Source organism: Streptomyces mashuensis (genome assembly GCF_014654785.1).
Lineage (GTDB): Bacteria > Actinomycetota > Actinomycetes > Streptomycetales > Streptomycetaceae > Streptomyces > Streptomyces mashuensis.
Genome location: NZ_BNBD01000025.1, coordinates 15,225 through 34,857, shown reverse-complemented (window position 1 = coordinate 34,857; position 19,633 = coordinate 15,225). Strand labels below are relative to the sequence as shown.

Annotated in this window: 14 protein-coding genes; 12 read left to right on the top strand and 2 right to left on the bottom strand. The window is 74.4% G+C overall.

All coding sequences use genetic code 11. The annotated features are described in order from the left end of the window. Nucleotides 1-3 precede the first annotated feature (3 nt). On the top strand, nt 4-1,416 hold the full coding sequence (locus IE305_RS31570) for an NAD(P)/FAD-dependent oxidoreductase (protein ID WP_229891796.1): 1,413 nt from the start codon (nt 4-6) through the stop codon (nt 1,414-1,416). A 4-nt stretch (nt 1,417-1,420) separates the two neighbouring features. Here the strand turns inward: IE305_RS31570 and IE305_RS31565 are convergent, their stop codons facing one another. Beyond that, nucleotides 1,421-2,233: a phosphatase PAP2 family protein gene (locus IE305_RS31565; RefSeq protein WP_190133272.1), complete on the bottom strand. Its 813-nt coding sequence runs from the start codon at nt 2,231-2,233 to the stop codon at nt 1,421-1,423. A 145-nt stretch (nt 2,234-2,378) separates the two neighbouring features. Beyond that, nucleotides 2,379-3,731: a 4-aminobutyrate--2-oxoglutarate transaminase gene (gene gabT, locus IE305_RS31560; protein WP_190133271.1), complete on the bottom strand. Its 1,353-nt coding sequence runs from the start codon at nt 3,729-3,731 to the stop codon at nt 2,379-2,381. Nucleotides 3,732-4,001: 270 nt separating this feature from the next. Between gabT and IE305_RS31555 the strand changes: the two genes are divergently transcribed. From IE305_RS31555 to IE305_RS31505, 11 genes are all read left to right on the top strand, one after another. After that, nucleotides 4,002-6,497 carry an ATP/GTP-binding protein gene (locus IE305_RS31555; protein WP_190133270.1) on the top strand — a complete coding sequence of 832 codons (2,496 nt, stop codon included), beginning with the start codon at nt 4,002-4,004 and terminating at the stop codon, nt 6,495-6,497. A gap of 98 nt (nt 6,498-6,595) precedes the next feature. Next, nucleotides 6,596-8,191: a PucR family transcriptional regulator gene (locus IE305_RS31550; protein ID WP_190133269.1), complete on the top strand. Its 1,596-nt coding sequence runs from the start codon at nt 6,596-6,598 to the stop codon at nt 8,189-8,191. Between the two features lie 129 nt (nt 8,192-8,320). Then, the gene (locus tag IE305_RS31545; protein ID WP_190133268.1) at nt 8,321-9,766 is read left to right on the top strand and encodes an aldehyde dehydrogenase family protein; all 1,446 of its coding nucleotides are present in this window, start codon (nt 8,321-8,323) and stop codon (nt 9,764-9,766) included. A 255-nt stretch (nt 9,767-10,021) separates the two neighbouring features. Continuing rightward, nucleotides 10,022-11,293, top strand: coding sequence for a sensor histidine kinase (locus tag IE305_RS31540; RefSeq protein WP_229891794.1), 1,272 nt, complete (start codon nt 10,022-10,024; stop codon nt 11,291-11,293). Beyond that, nucleotides 11,259-11,975 carry a response regulator gene (locus IE305_RS31535; protein WP_190133267.1) on the top strand — a complete coding sequence of 239 codons (717 nt, stop codon included), beginning with the start codon at nt 11,259-11,261 and terminating at the stop codon, nt 11,973-11,975. Before IE305_RS31540 ends, IE305_RS31535 begins: the two co-directional genes overlap by 35 nt. 138 nt (nt 11,976-12,113) lie before the next feature. Next, on the top strand, nt 12,114-14,048 hold the full coding sequence (locus IE305_RS31530; RefSeq protein WP_190133266.1) for an acyl-CoA dehydrogenase family protein: 1,935 nt from the start codon (nt 12,114-12,116) through the stop codon (nt 14,046-14,048). A gap of 97 nt (nt 14,049-14,145) precedes the next feature. Continuing rightward, entirely contained in the window at nt 14,146-15,420 is a 1,275-nt protein-coding gene (gene dxr / locus IE305_RS31525; protein WP_190133265.1) for a 1-deoxy-D-xylulose-5-phosphate reductoisomerase, read from the top strand. Continuing rightward, a complete protein-coding gene (locus IE305_RS31520; RefSeq protein WP_190133264.1) occupies nt 15,417-16,718 on the top strand; it encodes a M50 family metallopeptidase in 1,302 nt (433 codons plus the stop codon). The genes dxr and IE305_RS31520 overlap by 4 nt, the downstream gene beginning before the upstream one ends. A gap of 148 nt (nt 16,719-16,866) precedes the next feature. Beyond that, nucleotides 16,867-18,024, top strand: coding sequence for a flavodoxin-dependent (E)-4-hydroxy-3-methylbut-2-enyl-diphosphate synthase (gene ispG / locus IE305_RS31515; protein ID WP_190133263.1), 1,158 nt, complete (start codon nt 16,867-16,869; stop codon nt 18,022-18,024). Between the two features lie 177 nt (nt 18,025-18,201). Further along, nucleotides 18,202-19,047 carry a GNAT family N-acetyltransferase gene (locus IE305_RS31510; RefSeq protein WP_190133262.1) on the top strand — a complete coding sequence of 282 codons (846 nt, stop codon included), beginning with the start codon at nt 18,202-18,204 and terminating at the stop codon, nt 19,045-19,047. A 37-nt stretch (nt 19,048-19,084) separates the two neighbouring features. Continuing rightward, entirely contained in the window at nt 19,085-19,618 is a 534-nt protein-coding gene (locus IE305_RS31505) for a GNAT family N-acetyltransferase (RefSeq protein ID WP_190133261.1), read from the top strand. Nucleotides 19,619-19,633 lie beyond the last annotated feature (15 nt).

Sequence of the window (19,633 nt, the reverse complement as noted above, 5' to 3'; positions counted from 1 at the left end):
CCCATGGCCACCCGTGCCATGAACCCTGCCCGAGCACTCTCCGACGCATCCCCCCGCCCCTACTGGCTCGACGACCCCGCCCGGCCCCCGGCGTGCCCCGCGCTCGTCGGCGACGACCACTGCGACCTGCTCGTCGTCGGCGGCGGCTACTCCGGTCTGTGGACCGCGCTGCTCGCCAAGGAGCGCGACCCCGGCCGGGACGTCGTCCTGATCGAGGCGCAGGAGGCCGGCTGGGCCGCCTCCGGCCGCAACGGCGGCTTCTGCGCCGCCTCGCTCACCCACGGCTGGGCCAACGGCGCCGCCCGCTGGCCCGCCGAGCTCACCGCCCTGGAGGACCTCGGCCGGCGCAACCTGGACGCCATCGGCGCCACGGTCGCCCGGTACGGCATCGACTGCGACTTCGAGCGCACCGGCGAGATCGACGTGGCCACCGCGCCGCACCAGGTCCACGAACTGAGGGAGGCCGCCGACAAGGCGGCCTCCCTCGGCGTTTCCGGCCACGAGTTCCTCGACCGCGACGCCGTACGCGCCGAGGTCGCCTCGCCGACGTTCCTGGCCGGCCTGTGGAACCGCACCGGCGTGGCCATGGTGCACCCCGCCCGGCTCGCCTGGGGCCTCAAACGCGCCTGCCTCCGCCTGGGCGTCCGCATCCACGAGCACACCCCCGGCAGCGACCTGACCGCGCGCCGCGGCGGCGTCGCCGTCCGCACCCCGTACGGCCGCGTCCTGGCCCGCCGCGCGGCGCTGGCCACCAACGCCTTCCCGCCGCTCGTGCGGCGCCTGCGCTCGTACGTCGCACCCGTCTACGACTACGCGCTGATGACCGAGCCGCTCACCGCCGGGCAGCTGGCCTCGGTCGGCTGGCGCCGCCGGCAGGGCCTCAGCGACAGCGCCAACCACTTCCACTACTTCCGGCTGACCGCCGACAACCGGGTCCTGTGGGGCGGCTACGACATCGTCTACCGCTACGGCGGCGGCGTGCGCGCCGAGTACGACCACCACCCCGCCACGTACCGGCGCCTGGCCGGGCACTTCTTCCGCTGCTTCCCCCAGCTGGAGGGCGTCCGCTTCACCCACACGTGGGGCGGTGCCATCGACACCTGCTCCCGCTTCTCGGCGTTCTTCGGCACGGCCCAGCGCGGCCGCGTCGCCTACGCGCTGGGCTACACCGGCCTGGGGGTGGGCGCCTCCCGGTTCGGCGCGGAGGTGATGCTGGACCTGCTGGCCGGCCGGTCCACGGAGCGCACCCGGCTGGAGATGGTGCGCAGCAAGCCGCTGCCGTTCCCGCCCGAGCCGGTGCGGTCGCTGGGCATCGGCATCACGCAGTGGGCGATGACGCGGGCCGACGAGAACGGCGGCCGGCGCAACCTGTGGCTCCGGGCGCTGGACCGGGTGGGGCTCGGCTTCGACAGCTGACGGCCTATCGGCCGGCGGGGCGGGTGAGGCGCGCCAGGCACCCCAGCAGCGCGCCGCACAGCAGCCACGACCCCAGCACGTCCAGCGGCCAGTGGTAGCCGCACCGTACGAGTCCCAGCGCCACCGCGCCGTTCAGCACGCCGTACGCGGCGAGCGCGGGCCACCGGCGGCGCCACCGGGACAGCAGCAGCACCGCCCCGTAGGCCACCGCGGCCGTCGCCGCGTGGCCCGAGGGGAAGAAGCCGTCGTGCGGGCCGCCCGCCATCGCGGGCGGCCCCGGGCGGGCGACGAGGAGCTTGAGGGGCACCACCAGCGCGGGCACCACCGCCATCGCCAGGGCGGCGGCCAGCGCAGGGCGCCAGGGCCGGGGTGTGCCGCGCCGCCGGGCGCGCCACCACGACCAGGCGGCGGCCGCCGCCAGCACCGGCAGCGCCACCGTCGTGCTGCCCAGGTCGGCCAGGGCGCCGGCGACGCCGCGCGGCAGCGCGGACCAGGCGGCGACCGCGTGGCCGAGGCGCTCGTCGAGGGCGCGCAGGGGGCCGTGGGTGACGACCTGCCAGGCGAGGAACGCGAAACAGAGCAGGGGGAGAAGGAGAAACGCCGGCGGCCCCGGAACAGGGGGGAGGGTTCCGGGGCCGCCGTTCCGGCCGGTGTGCCGCGCTTCCCGGGGGGTGTGGGACGGGCGGCCGCCCGATCGGTGAAGACGCCCGGAGCCAGGGGCTCCGGGGATGTGCGCGAAGGCACGGCCGGACCGGCACTGGGGAGGCACCGGCACGGCGTCGTCCGCAGTCCCCTGCGGACGGGGTGTTTCACTCATCTGAAGAAACCGTACGGCAGGTACGCGGGCCACGACAGCCGTGCACCGGTTTCCCCACCCGCCCCGCACAGGTTCTTCACCGGGACGGGCGGGCGGGGACTGCGGACGGGCGGACCCGTTCGGATCCGCACGGACCCGGACCGCCTCAGATCTGCGCGAACGCGGCCTCGATGATGTCCAGGCCCTCGTTCAGCAGGTCCTCGCCGATGACCAGCGGCGGCAGGAAGCGCAGCACGTTGCCGTAGGTGCCGCAGGTGAGGACGACCAGGCCCTCGGCGTGGCAGGCCTTGGCCAGCGCGCCGGCGGCCTCCGGGTTCGGCTCCTTGGTGGCCGGGTCCTTGACCAGCTCGATCGCGATCATCGCGCCGCGGCCCCGGATGTCGCCGATGATGCCGAACTTCTCCTGCATGGCGGCGAGGCGGCCCTTCATGACCTCCTCGATGCGCTTGGCCTTGGCGTTGAGGTCCAGCTCGCGCATGGTCTCGATGGCGCCGAGCGCACCGGCGCAGGCCACCGGGTTGCCGCCGTAGGTGCCGCCCAGGCCGCCGGCGTGCGCGGCGTCCATGATCTCGGCGCGGCCGGTGACGGCGGCCAGCGGCAGACCGCCGGCGATGCCCTTGGCGGTGGTGATGAGGTCCGGGACGACGCCCTCGTCCTCGCAGGCGAACCACTGGCCGGTGCGGCAGAAGCCGGACTGGATCTCGTCGGCGACGAAGACGATGCCGTTGTCCTTGGCGAACTGCGCGATCGCCGGCAGGAAGCCCTTGGCCGGCTCGATGAAGCCGCCCTCGCCGAGCACCGGCTCGATGATGACCGCCGCGACGTTCTCCGCACCGACCTGCTTGGTGATCATGTCGATGGCCGCGGCGGCCGCCTCGGCGCCGCAGTTCTCCGGGCCGGTGGGCCAGCGGTAGCCGTAGGCCACGGGGGCGCGGTAGACCTCGGGGGCGAACGGGCCGAAGCCGTGCTTGTACGGCATGTTCTTCGCCGTCAGCGCCATCGTGAGGTTGGTGCGGCCGTGGTAGCCGTGGTCGAAGACGACGACGGCCTGGCGCTTGGTGTACGCACGGGCGATCTTGACGGCGTTCTCGACGGCCTCGGCGCCCGAGTTGAACAGCGCGGACTTCTTGGCGTGGTCGCCCGGCGTCAGCTCGGCGAGCTGCTCGCAGACCTCCACGTAGCCCTCGTAGGGCGTGACCATGAAGCAGGTGTGGGTGAAGTCCGCCAGCTGGGCGGTGGCGCGCCGCACCACGGCCTCGGCGCTCGCGCCGACCGACGTCACGGCGATGCCGGAGCCGAAGTCGATCAGGCGGTTGCCGTCGACGTCCTCGATGATGCCGCCGCCCACGCGGGTGGTGAACACCGGCAGCACCGAGCCCACGCCGCCGGCGACCGCGGCGGTCCGGCGGGCCTGGAGCTCCAGCGACTTGGGGCCGGGGATCGCGGTGACGACGCGGCGCTCCTGCGGCAGGGACGCGCCTCCGGTCTGTACGGTCATCGATAGCTCCAGGTGGGGAAGTCGGGCCGTCCGGTGCGGGAGCCCCGGAAACACTGCGGCAATGCTGCGACGTGTCGCAGGCTAGGGCGGCCGGGCCGCGCCGGGCATGTTCCGTTCGGGAGTAGTGCGCCGGGCCCCTTGTCCGTACCGGACATGGCGTCCCTACCGGACACGGCGTCCTGCCCGGGGGCGGTGCGGCCACTAGATTGAGCGCGGCGCAGTTCGTCAGGCATACGGGCCGGCACCGGCCGGTGGGGGCAGAGGGCAGCGATGGCAACCGAGGACACCTACGGGGACGCGTACGGCGGCGGGCAGGGCGACCGGTTCCGGCAGGGCACGGTCCCCAGGGACGCACCGCCGCCGCCCCGGCGGCCGCCCGGCCCGCCCCCGGCCGCGCCCGGCGGCGCGGCCCCCACGGAGTCCCCCTTCGTCGCGTGGCTCCGCGCCCCCCGGCTCTCCCCGCAGCCCGGCGTGTGGGCCTACGAGCACCGGCCCCGGCCCGCGCAGGAGCCCGGCCGCGTGCCCGGCCGGCAGCTGGTCGGCGGCGCGCTCATCGCCTTCCTCTGCGGCTGGCTGCTGTGGTCGCTGCTGTGGAACGGCTACCTGGGCCCCTACTGGCGGTGGCCGCTCAAAGCCGTCATCCCCGACGACTGGGACGTCAACACGCCCGAGTGGTACGAGGCGTCGTGGGTCTACTACGCGCTCGTCGTCGCCATCCTGGCCACCGTCTTCGGCCGCATCGGGCGCTGGCCCGAGCTGTGGCGCCGCTACGGCACCCCCGTGCTGCGCCGGCTCACCGCGCCCCCGCGGCGCCTCGTCGCCCGGTTCGCGCCGGGCCTGCTGCCGCCCGCGCAACCCGAGCAGATCCCCACCGACAAGCTGATGCTGCGGGCCGGCTCCGCCCTGGCCGGGGCCGTCGTGCTGTGGCTGCTGTGCTGGAACGGTGTCCTGAGCACGGCCTGGCTGTGGCCGCTGTACCAGTTCATGCCCGACTCCTGGCGCGGATCGATCGCCTCCCTCTCGTACGCCGCCTACACCTACTACCTGCTGTTCACCGTCGTCCTGCTGCGCGTCGCCTCCCGCATCGGGCTGTGGAAGGAGGCCCGCCGCCGGTGGAGCGGCGAGCCCGCCGGCCGGCCCGAGGACGGCGCCGGGCCGCGCGCCCGCCTGGCGCCCGCCGCACCCCCCGCCGACCCCGCCGACTGGCCCGGGCTGCGTGCCGCCGGCGCCCACGACGCCGCCGACCGGCTCGCCGCCGAGGCCCGCGCCGGCCTCATGAACGACGTCGACTACGCGCGCCTCGACCGCGCCTGGCAGACCGTGCAGGCCCGGCCCTCCCGTCTCGCCGCGTTCACCGACACCGTGCTGCGGCACGGCGCCGCCGCCTGCGCCCACCCCTCCGGCGCCCGCGACCTGCCCGAGCGCCTCGCCCGGCACGACCTCGTCACCCGCCAGGTCCGGCTCGGCCGGGCCGCCGACGACGAGCGCAACCCGTACGCGCTGCGCGGCGCCGGCTGCGCCCTGGACCCCGCGGTGCTGGGCACCTCCCTGCTGGCCGTCGGCCCGCCCGGCTGCGGCAAGACCGGCCGCCTGGTGCGGCCCGTGCTGGAGTCGCTGTGCCTCCAGGCGCTGGCCGGGCGCGCCGCCGTCGTCGCGGTGGGCGCCGCAGGGGCCGGGCTCGCGCCGGACGAGGCGTTCGACGTCGTCGTCGGCATCGGCCGCCCCGACTCCGCGTACGACCTCGACCTCTACGGCGGCACCGACGACCCCGACGAGGCCGCCGCGATCCTCGCCGAGGGGCTCGTCGGCGACCTCGCCGCCGCCCTGCCCGGCGGCGACAGCCGGCGCGCCGCCACCGCCCTCGCCCAGCTGCTCGGCCCCTACCGCGCCGTCCACGGCCGCTTCCCGCCCGTACCGGAGCTGCGCGAGCTCCTCGACGGCGCGCCGGAGGCCGTGGACCGGCTGCGCTCGGCGCTGGCCGCCTCGGGGCAGGACGCGCTCGTCCGCGAGCTCGACGCGCGGCAGCGGCAGGCCCAGCGCCCCGGTGACGCCGGGCCCGTGCTCGCCGACCGGCTCGCGCTGCTGGACCGGCCCGCGTTCGCGCGCTTCTTCGGCACCGACGACCCCGACCGCACGTTCTCGCTGCGCGCTCTGGAGCACCCGCTGCGGGTCCGCGTCGACCTGCCCGAACGCGGCCACGCCGAGGCGTCCCGGCTGCTGGCCCGGCTGGTCCTCGCCCAGTTCACCGAGTGCGCCACCGCCCGCGCCGACCGGTCGCTGTTCGCCTGCCTCGTCCTGGACGACGCCACCCACACCGTCACCCCGGAGACCGTGCGCGGCCTGGCCCGGCTGCGGTCGGCCAACGCCGGCGCCGTCCTCACCCTGCGCACCCTCGACGACGTGCCCGAGGCGCTGCGCAGCGCCCTGCTGGGCGCCGTCGGCTGCCGGATGGCGTTCTCCGGCGTCACCACCTGGGACGGCGCGCGCTTCGCCGAAGTGTGGGGCAAGGAATGGGTGGAGACCCGCGACGTCACCGACCGGCAGGTCATCGCCCACGAACCCCTCACCCGGGCGCTGCACGTGCTGCGGCAGGTGGTGACGGGGCGCGCGGTCACCACGCAGTCGGTGACCGTCCGCACCGTCGAGCGGGAGCGCTGGTCCGCGTCGGAGCTGGCGCACGCCGTGCCCGCGGGTCACGCGGTGCTGTCGGTGACGTCGGTGGCGGGGGAGACGGCGCCACCGGTGCTGGTCGACCTGACCGGGTGAGCGCGCTGCGTGCTGCTCCACGTGCTGCTCCACTGAGGCAGAATCGGACACAGCCGTTCCTACGGAACGGCACTGTTCCGCAGACCGCCGAAGGTGCCATGCCGCTCACCCTCTCCTCCCTCGTCCACCACTCCTCGCTCAAGCTGTCCGTGCTCGTGGGCGAGGACCGGCTGGACACGCCCGTCCGCTGGGCGCACGTGAGCGAGCTGGCCGACCCGGTGCCGTGGATGGACGGCGGCGAACTGCTGCTCATCACGGCCATGAAGATCGACGCCGAGGACCCCGACGAGATGCGCCGCTACGTGCGGCGGCTGGTCGGGGCGGGCGTCGTGGGCCTGGGCTTCGCCGTCGGCGTCACCTACGACCAGGTGCCGCCGGCGCTCGTCGACGCGGCGCGCGAGGCCGGGCTGCCGCTGCTGGAGGTGCCGCGCCGCACACCGTTCCTCGCCATCACCAAGGCCGTGTCGGCGGCCGTCGCCGCCGACCAGTACCGGGCCGTCACCGCCGGCTTCGAGGCCCAGCGCGAGCTGACACGGGCCGCGCTCGCGCCCGAGGGCCCCGCCGCGCTGGTCGCCCGGCTCGCCGCCCACCTCGGCGGCTGGGCCGCGCTGTACGACGCCTCCGGTGCCGTCGTCGCCGCCGCGCCCGACTGGGCCGCCCGCCGCGCCGCCCGGCTGAGCGCCGACGCGGCCCGGCTGCGTGAGCGGCCGGGCCTGGCCAGCGTCGTCCTCGGCCCCGGCGACGCCGACGAGGAGGGCGACCGCGTCGAGCTCCAGCCCCTGGGGCCCGCCCGGCGTGCCCGCGGTGTCCTCGCCGTCGGCACGGCCGCCCCGCTGGGCACGGCCGAGCGGTACGCCGTGAACTCCGCGGTCGCCCTGCTCACCCTCACCACCGAGCGCTCCCGCGCGCTCCAGGACGCCGAACAGCGCCTGGCCGCGGCGGTGCTGCGGATGCTGCTGGCCGGCGAGCCCGACCATGCGCGCGCGGTGGCCGGCGAGCTGTACGGGGGGCTGCTGGACGCGCCGTTCCGCGTCCTGGTCGCCGAGCCCGGGGGCGACGACGCGGACGTCCTGGGGGCGCTCGCCGACGCCGTGGAGAACGCGGCGAGCCGCGCCGCCGAACCCGTACTGCTGGTCCCCGCCGAGGACGGCCGGCGCCTCACCGTCCTCGCCCCGGACGGCGGCGCGGCGGTGGCGGCGTGCGGCGAGTACGCGCGCGCCGCCGAGGAGCGCCGCACGGCGCCCGGCCCCGGCGGCTGCGCCGTCGCCGTGGGCCTGTCCGGCCCCACCGGCCCCGGTGCCGCGGCGGCCGCCTGCCGCCAGGCCGAACAGGCCCTGTCCGTCGCCCGGCGCCGCGGCCGCGCCCTGGTCGAGCACGAGGAGATGGCGGCCGGCTCGGTGCTGCCGCTGCTGGCCGACGACGCCGTGCGGGCCTTCGCCGACGGCACCCTGCGCGCGCTGTACGAGCACGACGCCACGGGCCGCGGCGACCTGGTGGCGTCCCTGCACGCCTGGCTCTCCCGCCACGGCCAGTGGGACGCCGCCGCCGCCGACCTGGGCGTCCACCGCCACACCCTGCGCTACCGCATGCGCCGCGTGGAGGAGATCCTCGGCCGCTCCCTGGACGACCCGGACGCCCGTATGGAGCTGTGGCTGGCCCTCAAGGCGACGTCGGGCCCGCCCGCCCGCGACTGAGGGCCTGTCCACGGCGGAGCGGCCGGCCGGCCCCCTACTCCATCCTGGCCAAAGGAGACCGGGCCGGCCGGCCCCTACGGTGGGGAACCGTTCGACCATCCGCACCCCCAATCCCCCGGAAGGGACACCGTGACTGCTCCCCACGCGTTCTGGCTGGCCGGCCGCGAGGCCACCGGCGAGGAGACCTTCGACGTCACGAACTCCTGGGACGGCCGTCTCGTCGGCACCGTGAGCGTGCCCACCGAGGCGCAGGTCGAGGAGGCCGTGGCCGCCGCGCACGCCGTGCGGGACACCTTCGCGGCCACCCCCGCGCACGTCCGGGCCGCGGCCCTCGACCACGTGTCGCGCCGCCTCGCCGAGCGCACCGAGGAGATCGCCCAGCTGATCTCCGCCGAGAACGGCAAGCCCATCAAGTGGGCACGCGGCGAGGTCGGCCGTGCCGTCTCCGTGTTCCGCTTCGCCGCCGAGGAGGCCCGCCGCTTCAACGCCGGCGAGGCCCAGCGCCTGGACACCGACGCCGGCGGCACCGGCCGCCTCGCGCTGACCCGCCGCTTCCCGCGCGGCACCGTCCTCGGCATCGCGCCCTTCAACTTCCCGCTGAACCTCAGCGCCCACAAGGTGGCCCCGGCCATCGCCGTCGGCACCCCGATCATCCTCAAGCCCGCCCCGGCCACCCCGATCTCCTCGCTGATCCTCGGCGAGCTGCTCGCGGAGACCGACCTGCCGGCCGGCTCGTGGAGCGTCCTGCCGGTGCCCAACGACCGCATGCCCGCCCTCGTCCAGGACGAGCGGCTGCCGGTCATCTCCTTCACCGGCTCCGGCCCCGTCGGCTGGTCGATCCTCGACTCCGTGCCGCGCAAGCACGTCACCCTGGAGCTCGGCGGCAACGGCGCCGCCGTCGTCCTCGCCGACTGGTCCTCCGAGGCCGACCTGGACTGGGCGGCGCAGCGCATCGCCACCTTCTCCAACTACCAGGGCGGCCAGTCCTGCATCTCCGTGCAGCGCGTCATCGCCGACGCCTCGGTGTACGACCGCCTGCTGCCGAAGGTCGTCGCCGCCGTCGAGGCGCAGGTGACCGGCGACCCGTCCGACGCCACCACCGACGTCGGCCCGCTGGTCAGCGAGGACGCCGCGAAGCGCGTCGAGTCCTGGGTCGACGAGGCCGTCGCGGCCGGCGCGAAGCTGCTGACCGGCGGCAAGCGCGAGGGCGCCACCTACGCCCCGACCGTGCTCGCCGACGTCCCCGCCGGCGTCACCATCGCCTGCGAGGAGGTCTTCGGCCCCGTCCTGACGATCACCAAGGCGGATGGCGAGGAGGCGGCGTTCGCCGCCGTCAACGACTCCCCGTACGGCCTCCAGGCCGGCGTCTTCACGCACGACCTGCAGACCGCCTTCCGTGCCCACCGCGCCCTGGAGGTCGGCGGCGTCGTCATCGGCGACGTGCCCTCGTACCGCGCCGACCAGATGCCGTACGGCGGCGCCAAGCAGTCCGGCGTCGGCCGCGAGGGCGTCCGCTGGGCCATGGACGACTACACGTACGAGCGCGTCCTCGTCATGACGGGCCTCGACCTGTAAGAGAGGCCCTACGGGCAAACAGTGGGCTCCGGCACCCTGGTTCCGGAGCCCACTGCCATTCCCCCGTGTTCCCCCGTGCCCACGACGCTACGCCCCGCCGCCGCACCCGGGCGTCCCGTACGGGGTGGAACTCCGCCGTCAACTCCTGCAGCAGGCCCGCGCCCCCGTCTCCACCCGGCGCGGTAGGGGAACGGCTTCCGCATCGCCTCCCCGAGAACGATGACCGGCCCCGCTGCGCGCGGTTACGCTGCGGCGATGTGGTCGGTCCGGGTGCTGGAACGGCGCATGGCGACGTGGCCCAAGGCCGCGCTCGACGTGCCGTTGGCGGTGGCTTTCACGATCGTCGCGCTGCTGCTGGCCCGCGAACGCCCGCCCGAGGGCTGGTGGTGGGCCCGCCCCGACGCCCTCGGCTACGCGCTGATCTGCGCCGTCAACCTCACCGTGGCCGCCCGCCGGCTCGCCCCCCGCCTGGTCTTCGCCGCCGCCACCGCCCTGTGGCTGGTGTACATCGCCGCCGGCTTCTGGCCGGTCGTCAACAGCGGCGCCCTCATGCTGGCCTTCTACACCGTGGCCGCGACCTGCCGCACCGCCGACGCCGCCGTCTGCGGCGCCACGTTCGCCGCCGTATGGATCACCGGCGCCCTCCTCTCCCGCAGCAACGGCCTCGCCACCGCCACCGGCCAGGCCCTCGTCGTCCCGTTCCTCCTGTGGAAGTTCGGCGACACCGCCCGCCAGCTGGCCGCCCGCAACCGCACCCTGTCCGAGCTGACCGTCCAGCTGCGCCGCGAACGCGAGGAGAACGCGCGCCGCGCCGTCGCCGAGGAACGCGTCCGCATCGCCCGCGAACTCCACGACGTCGTCGCCCACCACATGTCCGTCATCTCCGTGCAGGCCGGCCTCGCCCAGTACGTCTTCACCACCGACCGGGACACCGCGCACGACGCGCTGGGCACCATCTCCGCCGCCAGCGGCGAGGCCCTGGAGGAGCTGCGCCGCCTCCTGGCCGTCCTGCGCGTGGGCCCCGAGGGCGTCGGCGAGAGCCCCGGCGACCAGCCGTACCGGCCCACCCCCGGCCTCGACCGGCTGGCGGAGACCGCCGACCGCGTGCGCGCCGCCGGTGTCGCCGTGGAGCTCCGCGTCGTGGGGGAGCGGCGGCCCCTGCCGCAAGGGCCCGACCTGTGCGCGTACCGCGTCGTGCAGGAGGCCCTGACCAACGTCATCAAGCACGCCCGGAGCGCCCGCGCCACCGTCCGCGTGGAATACCTGCCACGGCAGCTGCGGGTGAGCGTCACCGACGACGGCGTGGGCAACGTTCCGGCCAACCCCGGGCCACCGGGCGGCCACGGGTTGATCGGCATGCGGGAACGCGCCAGGATCTACGGGGGGACCCTGGCCGCCGGGCCGCGCGCCGGGGGCGGTTTCGAGGTACGGCTCACCCTCCCCCTCCAGCCGGTGCCACAGGGCCGAAGAACGGGCGGGGACGGACGCGGCGATGACCGACAGCGCGGAGAAGACCACGAGCCCTGACATCAGGGTGCTCGTCGTCGACGACCAGATCCTCATCCGCGCCGGCGTCGCCGCCCTGCTGCGCGCCGCGCCCGGCATGACGGTCGTCGCCGAGGCCGCCGACGGCGAGGAGGCCGTCGCGCTGGCCGCCGCACACCGGCCCGACGTGGTCCTCATGGACATCCGCATGCCCGGCCTGAGCGGCATCGCCGCCACCGAGCGCATCCTCCGGGAGGCCGCCGACCCGCCGCCCCGGGTGCTGGTGCTGACCACCTTCGACCTCGACGAGTACGTCTACGCCGCCCTGCGCGCCGGTGCCGCCGGCTTCCTCCTCAAGGACGCCGGGCCGCAGCGCCTGCTCGCCGCCGTCACCGCCGTCGCCGGCGGCGACACCCTCTTCGCCCCCTCCGTCACCCGCCGCCTCATCGAGGCGTTCACCCGGCAGCCCCCCGGGCCCGCCGGGCCCACCACCGACGGGCCCGGCGCGCTGGAGGGCCTCACCGGGCGCGAGACGGAGGTGCTGCGCCTCACCGGGCGCGGCCTGTCGAACGGGGAGATCGCCGGGGAACTCGTCATCAGCGAGGCCACGGTCAAGACCCACCTCAACCGCGCCATGGCCAAGCTGGGCCTGTGCAGCCGCGCCCAGGCCGTCGTCGTCGCCTACGAGAGCGGCCTGGTCACCCCCGGCTCGGCGGCCGGCTGACCCCCGCCGGCGGGGTGCCGGCGGATCCGTGCACGGGGGCTGGTAGAGGCCGTGGGGATCGGGTAGGTACATACGGATGAGTAGCACCGGTCGGTAGTCGACCGGGACATCCCCCGACTTACAGCGGTGAGGTGCCACATGACCGCACCATCCGTACGACCGGTCTCCGAGCGCGAGGCGCGCCAGGTGGCGGAGGCGGCCCGCGAGCAGGACTGGAAGAAGCCCAGCTTCGCCAAGGAGCTCTTCCTCGGCCGCTTCCGGCTCGACCTGATCCACCCCCACCCGGTGCCCGCGCCCGAGGACGTGCGGCGCGGCGAGGAGTTCCTCGCCAAGCTGCGCGACTTCTGCGAGACCCGCATCGACAGCGCCCGCATCGAGCGCGAGGCCCGCATCCCGGACGAGACGGTGAACGGGCTCAAGGAGCTCGGCGCCCTCGGCATGAAGATCGACACCAAGTACGGGGGCCTGGGCCTGACCCAGGTCTACTACAACAAGGCCCTCACCCTCGTCGGCTCCGTCAGCCCCGTCGTCGGCGCGCTGCTCTCGGCACACCAGTCGATCGGCGTGCCCCAGCCGCTGAAACTGTTCGGCACCGAGGAGCAGAAGGAGACGTTCCTGCCGCGCTGCGCGCGCACCGACATCTCCGCGTTCCTCCTCACCGAGCCGGACGTGGGCTCCGACCCGGCCCGGCTGGCCACCACCGCCGTGCCCGACGGCGACGACTACGTCCTCGACGGCGTCAAGCTGTGGACCACCAACGGCGTCGTCGCCGACCTGCTCGTCGTCATGGCCCGGGTGCCGAAGTCCGAGGGCCACCGCGGCGGCATCACCGCCTTCGTCGTCGAGGCGGCCGCCGAGGGCGTCACCGTCGAGCGGCGCAACGCCTTCATGGGGCTGCGCGGCATCGAGAACGGCGTCACCCGCTTCCACCAGGTGCGTGTGCCCGCCACCCACCGCATCGGGCCCGAGGGCGCCGGCCTGAAGATCGCCCTGACCACCCTCAACACCGGCCGCCTGTCCATCCCCGCCATGTGCGTCTCGCTGGGCAAGTGGTCGCTGAAGACCGCCCGCGAATGGTCGGCCGCGCGCGAGCAGTGGGGCAAACCCATCGCCAAGCACGAGGCGGTCGGCTCCAAGATCTCCTACATCGCGGCCACCACCTTCGCCCTGGAGGCCATCCTCGACCTGTCGAGCCAGATGGCCGACGAGAACCGCAACGACATCCGCATCGAGGCCGCCCTCGCCAAGCTCTACGCCAGCGAGACGGCCTGGCTGATGGCCGACGAGCTGGTGCAGATCCGCGGCGGCCGGGGCTACGAGACCGCCGACTCGCTCGCCGCCCGCGGCGAGAAGCCCGTCCCCGCCGAGCAGATGCTGCGCGACGCGCGCATCAACCGCATCTTCGAGGGCTCCACCGAGATCATGCACCTGCTCATCGCCCGCGAGGCCGTCGACGCCCACCTCTCCGTGGCCGGCGACCTCATCGACCCCGACAAGTCGCTCGGCGACAAGGCCCGCGCCGGCGTCCGGGCCGGCGGCTTCTACGCCCGCTGGCTGCCCAAACTCGTGGCCGGCCCCGGACAGCTGCCGCGCACCTACGCCGAGTTCCACCCGCCCGGCCACCGCGACCTGTCCGGCCACCTGCGCTACGTCGAGCGGTCCGCGCGCCGCCTGGCCCGCTCCACCTTCTACGCCATGTCGCGCTGGCAGGGCCGGATGGAGACCAAGCAGGGCTTCCTCGGCCGGATCGTGGACATCGGCGCCGAGCTGTTCGCCATGAGCGCCGCCTGTGTGCGCGCCGAGCACCTGCGGCTCCGCGACGACCACGGCACCCAGGCGTACCAGCTCGCCGACGCCTTCTGCCGGCAGTCCCGGATCCGCGTCGAGGAGCTCTTCCGGCGGCTGTGGAGCAACACCGACGATCTGGACCGCAAGGTCGTCGGCGGCGTCCTGTCCGGCGCCTACGAGTGGCTGGAGAGCGGCATTCTCGACCCCAGCGGCGACGGCCCCTGGATCGCCGACGCCACGCCCGGCCCGTCCAAGGCCGACAACGTCCACCGGCCCGTCCGCTGACCCACCGGGCCGCCGCACTGCCGCCGCGCGGGGTACGCCGTCCGTACCGCCGGGACGCCCTGTCGGGCGCGACCGGCGGTACGGCCACAATAGGAGGATGACGGACTGCCTCGCTGACCCGCACCTGCGCTACTCCGCCGCCACGCACCCCGGCGGCGGGCCGCGCGAGATCGTGATCCTCGGCTCGACCGGCTCGATCGGCACCCAGGCCATCGACCTCGTGCTGGCCAACCCCGACCGGTTCACGGTCACGGCCCTGTCGGCCGCGGGCGGCCGGGTGGACCTCCTGGCCGAGCAGGCACACCGGCTGGACGTGCGCACGGTCGCGGTCGCGCGGGCCGACAAGGAGGCGGAGCTGCGCGAGGCGCTGGCCGCGCGCTACGGCACGCGGCCGCTGCCCGAGGTCCTCGCCGGGCCGGAGGCGGCCACCGAGCTGGCCCGCAGCCGGTGCCACACCGTCCTCAACGGCATCACCGGCTCCATCGGCCTGGCCCCGACGCTCGCCGCCCTGGAGGCCGGCCGCACCCTGGCCCTGGCCAACAAGGAGTCGCTGATCGTCGGCGGCCCGCTGGTGAAGGCGGTCGCCAAGCCCGGCCAGATCATCCCCGTCGACTCCGAGCACGCCGCGATCTTCCAGGCCCTGCTGGGCGGCACCCGCGCCGAGATCCGCAAGCTCGTCGTCACCGCCTCCGGCGGCCCCTTCCGCGGCCGCACCAAGGCCGAGCTGGCCTCCGTCACCCCGCAGGACGCGCTGGCGCACCCCACCTGGTCCATGGGCCCGGTGATCACGGTCAACTCCGCCACCCTGGTCAACAAGGGCCTGGAGGTCATCGAGGCGCACCTGCTCTACGACATCCCCTTCGAGCGCATCGAGGTCGTCGTCCACCCGCAGTCGTACGTCCACTCGATGGTGGAGTTCACCGACGGCTCCACGCTCGCCCAGGCCACCCCGCCGGACATGCGCGGCCCCATCGCCATCGGCCTGGGCTGGCCCGACCGGGTGCCGGACGCGGCCCCCGCCTTCGACTGGTCGAAGGCGTCAACCTGGGAGTTCTTCCCGCTGGACGACGAGGCGTTCCCGTCCGTGGGGCTCGCCCGGCACGTGGGCGCGCTCGGCGGGACGGCACCGGCGGTGTTCAACGCGGCCAACGAGGAGTGCGTCGACGCGTTCCTCAGCGGGCAGCTGCCGTTCAATGGGATCGTGGACACCGTCGCCGAGGTGGTGGCGGAACACGGAACCCCCGCCTCGGGAACCCGCCTGAGTGTCCCGGACGTCCTGCAGGCGGAGACCTGGGCACGCGCCCGGGCCCGCGAACTGGCGGCCCGGGCGGCCGCCCGCAGCACGCACGCGACCTCGGAGGCCCGCGCATGACGACACTGATGACCGTCCTCGGGATAGTCGTCTTCGTGGTGGGCCTGCTCTTCTCCATCGCCTGGCACGAGCTCGGCCACCTCTCCACCGCCAAGCTCTTCGGCATCCGCGTGCCCCAGTACATGGTCGGCTTCGGCCCCACCCTGTGGTCCCGGCGCAAGGGCGAGACCGAGTACGGCGTCAAGGCCGTCCCGCTCGGTGGTTACATCCGCATGATCGGCATGTTCCCGCCGGGCGAGGACGGCCGGATCAGCGCCCGCTCCACGTCCCCGTGGCGCGGCATGATCGAGGACGCCCGCTCCGCGGCGTACGAGGAGCTCCGGCCCGGCGACGAGACGCGCATGTTCTACACGCGCAAGCCGTGGAAGCGCGTGATCGTCATGTTCGCCGGCCCGTTCATGAACCTGGTGCTGGCCGTCGTGATCTTCCTCGGCGTGATGATGTCGTTCGGCGTCAACACGCAGACGACCACCGTCTCGGCCGTCTCCGACTGCGTCGTCTCCGCCAGCTCGCCCACCGACAAGTGCCCCAAGGGCGCCAAGGACTCCCCGGCCAAGGCCGCGGGCCTCCAGCCCAAGGACCGCATCGTCGCCTTCAACGGCCACCGCGTGAGCGACTGGGGCACCCTCCAGAAGGACATCCGCGCCACCACCGGGCACGCCACGCTGACCGTCGTCCGCGACGGCCACGAGAAGACCCTCGACGCGCAGCTCATCACCAACCAGGTGCAGAAGTACGACAGCAAGGGCGCCCCCATCAAGGGCCAGTACGTCACCGCGGGCTTCCTGGGCTTCACGCCCGCCAGCGGCGTCGTACGGCAGTCCTTCGGCCAGTCCGTCGACCGGATGGGCGACATGGTCGAGTCCGGCGTCGAGTCCCTGATCGCCCTTCCGGGCAAGATCCCCGACCTGTGGAACGCGGCCTTCGACGGCGCCGAGCGGAAGGCCGACTCGCCCATGGGCGTCGTCGGCGCGGCCCGCGTCGGCGGCGAGGTCTTCAACCTCGACATCCCGCCGTCCCAGCAGATCGCCACCATGCTGTTCCTGGTCGCAGGCTTCAACCTGTCCCTGTTCCTGTTCAACATGCTCCCGCTGCTGCCGCTGGACGGCGGCCACATCGCGGGCGCGCTGTGGGAGTCGGTGCGCCGGGGCCTCGCCCGGGTGTTCCGCCGCCCCGACCCGGGCCCGTTCGACGTCGCCAAGCTCATGCCGGTGGCCTACGTGGTGGCGGGCATCTTCATCTGCTTCACGCTGCTGGTCCTCATCGCGGACGTGGTGAACCCCGTACGCCTCACCTAGCATCCGGCCGCCGCCGCGGCCCCGGCGCCCCACGGCGCGGGGCCACGGCGGCGGAGCGATGTGCTCCGCCACGACCCGGTGCCGTAACCTCGGAACCGGAGCCCGCCGATCTCGGGACCACGATTCAGACCTTGGGGTTACTCGCCAGATGACTGCGATTTCGCTGGGAATGCCGTCCGTTCCGACCAAGCTCGCCGAGCGCCGGGTGAGCCGGAAGATCCAGGTCGGCTCGGTTGCCGTGGGTGGCGACGCGCCGGTGTCGGTGCAGTCGATGACGACGACGCGTACCTCGGACATCGGTGCGACGCTCCAGCAGATCGCGGAGCTGACGGCGTCGGGCTGCCAGATCGTGCGCGTGGCGTGCCCGACGCAGGACGACGCCGACGCGCTGCCCATCATCGCGAAGAAGTCGCAGATCCCGGTGATCGCGGACATCCACTTCCAGCCGAAGTACGTGTTCGCGGCGATCGACGCGGGCTGTGCGGCGGTGCGGGTGAACCCGGGCAACATCAAGCAGTTCGACGACAAGGTCAAGGAGATCGCCAAGGCGGCCTCCGACGCCGGCACCCCCATCCGGATCGGCGTGAACGCCGGCTCGCTGGACCGGCGGCTGCTGCAGAAGTACGGCAAGGCCACCCCGGAGGCGCTGGTGGAGTCGGCGCTGTGGGAGGCGTCGCTGTTCGAGGAGCACGGTTTCCGTGACATCAAGATCTCGGTCAAGCACAACGACCCGGTCGTGATGATCAATGCCTACCGTCAGCTGGCGGCGCAGTGCGATTACCCGCTGCATCTGGGTGTGACGGAGGCGGGGCCGGCGTTCCAGGGCACGGTGAAGTCGGCGGTGGCGTTCGGTGCGCTGCTGAGCGAGGGCATCGGTGACACGATCCGGGTGTCGCTGTCGGCGCCGCCGGCGGAGGAGATCAAGGTCGGTATCCAGATCCTGGAGTCGCTGGGCCTGCGCCAGCGCCGGCTGGAGATCGTCTCGTGCCCGTCCTGTGGTCGTGCGCAGGTGGATGTGTACAAGCTGGCGGACGAGGTGACCGCGGGTCTGGAGGGCATGGAGGTGCCCCTGCGCGTCGCCGTCATGGGCTGTGTCGTCAACGGTCCCGGCGAGGCCCGTGAGGCCGACCTGGGTGTGGCGTCCGGCAATGGCAAGGGCCAGATCTTCGTCAAGGGCGAGGTCATCAAGACCGTGCCCGAATCCAAGATCGTCGAGACCCTCATCGAAGAGGCCATGAAGCTCGCCGAGCAGATGGAGAAGGACGGCGTCGCCTCCGGCACGCCCACCGTCGTCGCCGCCGAGTAACCACCCGGAACGCGCCCCGGAACACCCCGGGGACGCCCCCGGAACACGCCCGCCCGCGCCCCGCCCGGCCACCGGAACCGATCCGGCCACCGGGCGGTGCCCGGCGGCCCCGGGAGGTACAGTGCCAGGACCCGATCCCCTGGCCTGCGGCCCCGCCACGGTGAGGCAAACCGACACGTGCTGACGACGACCACCACCAAGGTCCTGGACCCCGGCGACCTCGAGGCCGCCCTCGCCGTCCTGGACCGCGACCCGGTCGCCAACGCCTTCGTCGCCGCCCGCGTCCAGGTGGCCGGCCTCGACCCCTGGCGCCTCGGCGGCGAGATGTGGGGCTGGTACGCCGGCGGCCGCCTGGAGTCCCTCTGCTACGCCGGCGCCAACCTCGTCCCCATCTGCGCCGGCCCCGAGGCCGTCCGCGCCTTCGCCGACCGCGCCCGCCGCTCCGGCCGCCGCTGCTCCTCCATCGTCGGCCCCGCCGAACCCACCGCCGCCCTCTGGTCCCTGCTCGCCCCGCACTGGGGCCCCGCCCGCGAGGTCCGCGCCCACCAGCCCCTCATGGTCACCCGCAGCATGCCCTCCGGCGTCGAGCCCGACCCCCTCGTGCGCCGCGTCCGCCGCGACGAGATGGACCTGATCCTGCCGGCCTGCGTCGCCATGTTCACCGAGGAGGTCGGCGTCTCCCCGCTCGCCGGCGACGGCGGCCTGCTCTACCAGGCCCGCGTCGCCGAGCTCGTCGGCTCCGGCCGCTCCTTCGCCCGCGTCGAGGACGGCCGCGTCGTCTTCAAGGCCGAGATCGGCGCCGCCACCCACCGCGCCTGCCAGATCCAGGGCGTCTGGGTCGCCCCCGAGCACCGCGGCCGCGGCCTGTCCGTCACCGGCATGGCCGCCGTCCTGCGCTACGCCCTCACCGAGGTCGCGCCCGTCGTCAGCCTCTACGTCAACGACTACAACGCGCCCGCCCGCGCCGCCTACCGGCGGGTGGGCTTCCAGGAGGTCGGCGCGTTCATGAGCGTCCTGTTCTGACACCGTCCCCGGCCGGCCAGCGGGTAGCCTCGCCCGCATGGATGACATCTCGGTCGGCCCGCTCGACCTCGCCGCCCGGGTCGACGAGGCCCTGGCCGTGCAGGCGGTCGCGTTCGGGCTGACGCCCGAGGAGGTCGGCGTCCGCCGCCACATCGTGCTGCGCCACCTGACCTGCCCCGGCGCCCGCGCCCTCGGCGCGACGACCCCCACCGGCCGGCTGGTCGGCTTCGTCTACGGGATGCCCAACGACCGCGGCCACTGGTGGTCCACCGTCGTCGAGCCGCACCTGCGCGCCAACGGCTTCGAGCACTGGCTGGACGACTCCTTCGTCATCACCGAGCTCCACGTCCACCCCGGCTTCCAGAACCGGCGCATCGGCCGCACCCTCATCACGGCCCTCACCGCCACGGCCACCGAGCCCCGCTCGATCCTCTCCGCCGTCGACCGCGAGTCCCCCGCCCGCGCCCTCTACCGCAAGCTCGGCTACCGCGACCTCGCCCGCAACGTCATGTTCCCGAGCGCGCCGTACCCGTACGCCGTGATGGGCGCGCCGCTGCCACTGGCGCAATAAGGCGCGGAGCTCCTA

Coding starts and splice junctions, on each gene's coding strand:
- IE305_RS31550 (WP_190133269.1), top strand. CDS start 6,596: ATGCCGCTCACCCTCTCCTCCCTCGTCCACCACTCCTCGCTCAAGCTG.
- dxr (WP_190133265.1), top strand. CDS start 14,146: ATGACGGACTGCCTCGCTGACCCGCACCTGCGCTACTCCGCCGCCACG.
- IE305_RS31555 (WP_190133270.1), top strand. CDS start 4,002: ATGGCAACCGAGGACACCTACGGGGACGCGTACGGCGGCGGGCAGGGC.
- IE305_RS31530 (WP_190133266.1), top strand. CDS start 12,114: ATGACCGCACCATCCGTACGACCGGTCTCCGAGCGCGAGGCGCGCCAG.
- ispG (WP_190133263.1), top strand. CDS start 16,867: ATGACTGCGATTTCGCTGGGAATGCCGTCCGTTCCGACCAAGCTCGCC.
- IE305_RS31505 (WP_190133261.1), top strand. CDS start 19,085: ATGGATGACATCTCGGTCGGCCCGCTCGACCTCGCCGCCCGGGTCGAC.
- IE305_RS31565 (WP_190133272.1), bottom strand. CDS start 2,233: ATGAGTGAAACACCCCGTCCGCAGGGGACTGCGGACGACGCCGTGCCG.
- IE305_RS31570 (WP_229891796.1), top strand. CDS start 4: ATGGCCACCCGTGCCATGAACCCTGCCCGAGCACTCTCCGACGCATCC.
- IE305_RS31520 (WP_190133264.1), top strand. CDS start 15,417: ATGACGACACTGATGACCGTCCTCGGGATAGTCGTCTTCGTGGTGGGC.
- IE305_RS31540 (WP_229891794.1), top strand. CDS start 10,022: ATGTGGTCGGTCCGGGTGCTGGAACGGCGCATGGCGACGTGGCCCAAG.
- gabT (WP_190133271.1), bottom strand. CDS start 3,731: ATGACCGTACAGACCGGAGGCGCGTCCCTGCCGCAGGAGCGCCGCGTC.
- IE305_RS31535 (WP_190133267.1), top strand. CDS start 11,259: ATGACCGACAGCGCGGAGAAGACCACGAGCCCTGACATCAGGGTGCTC.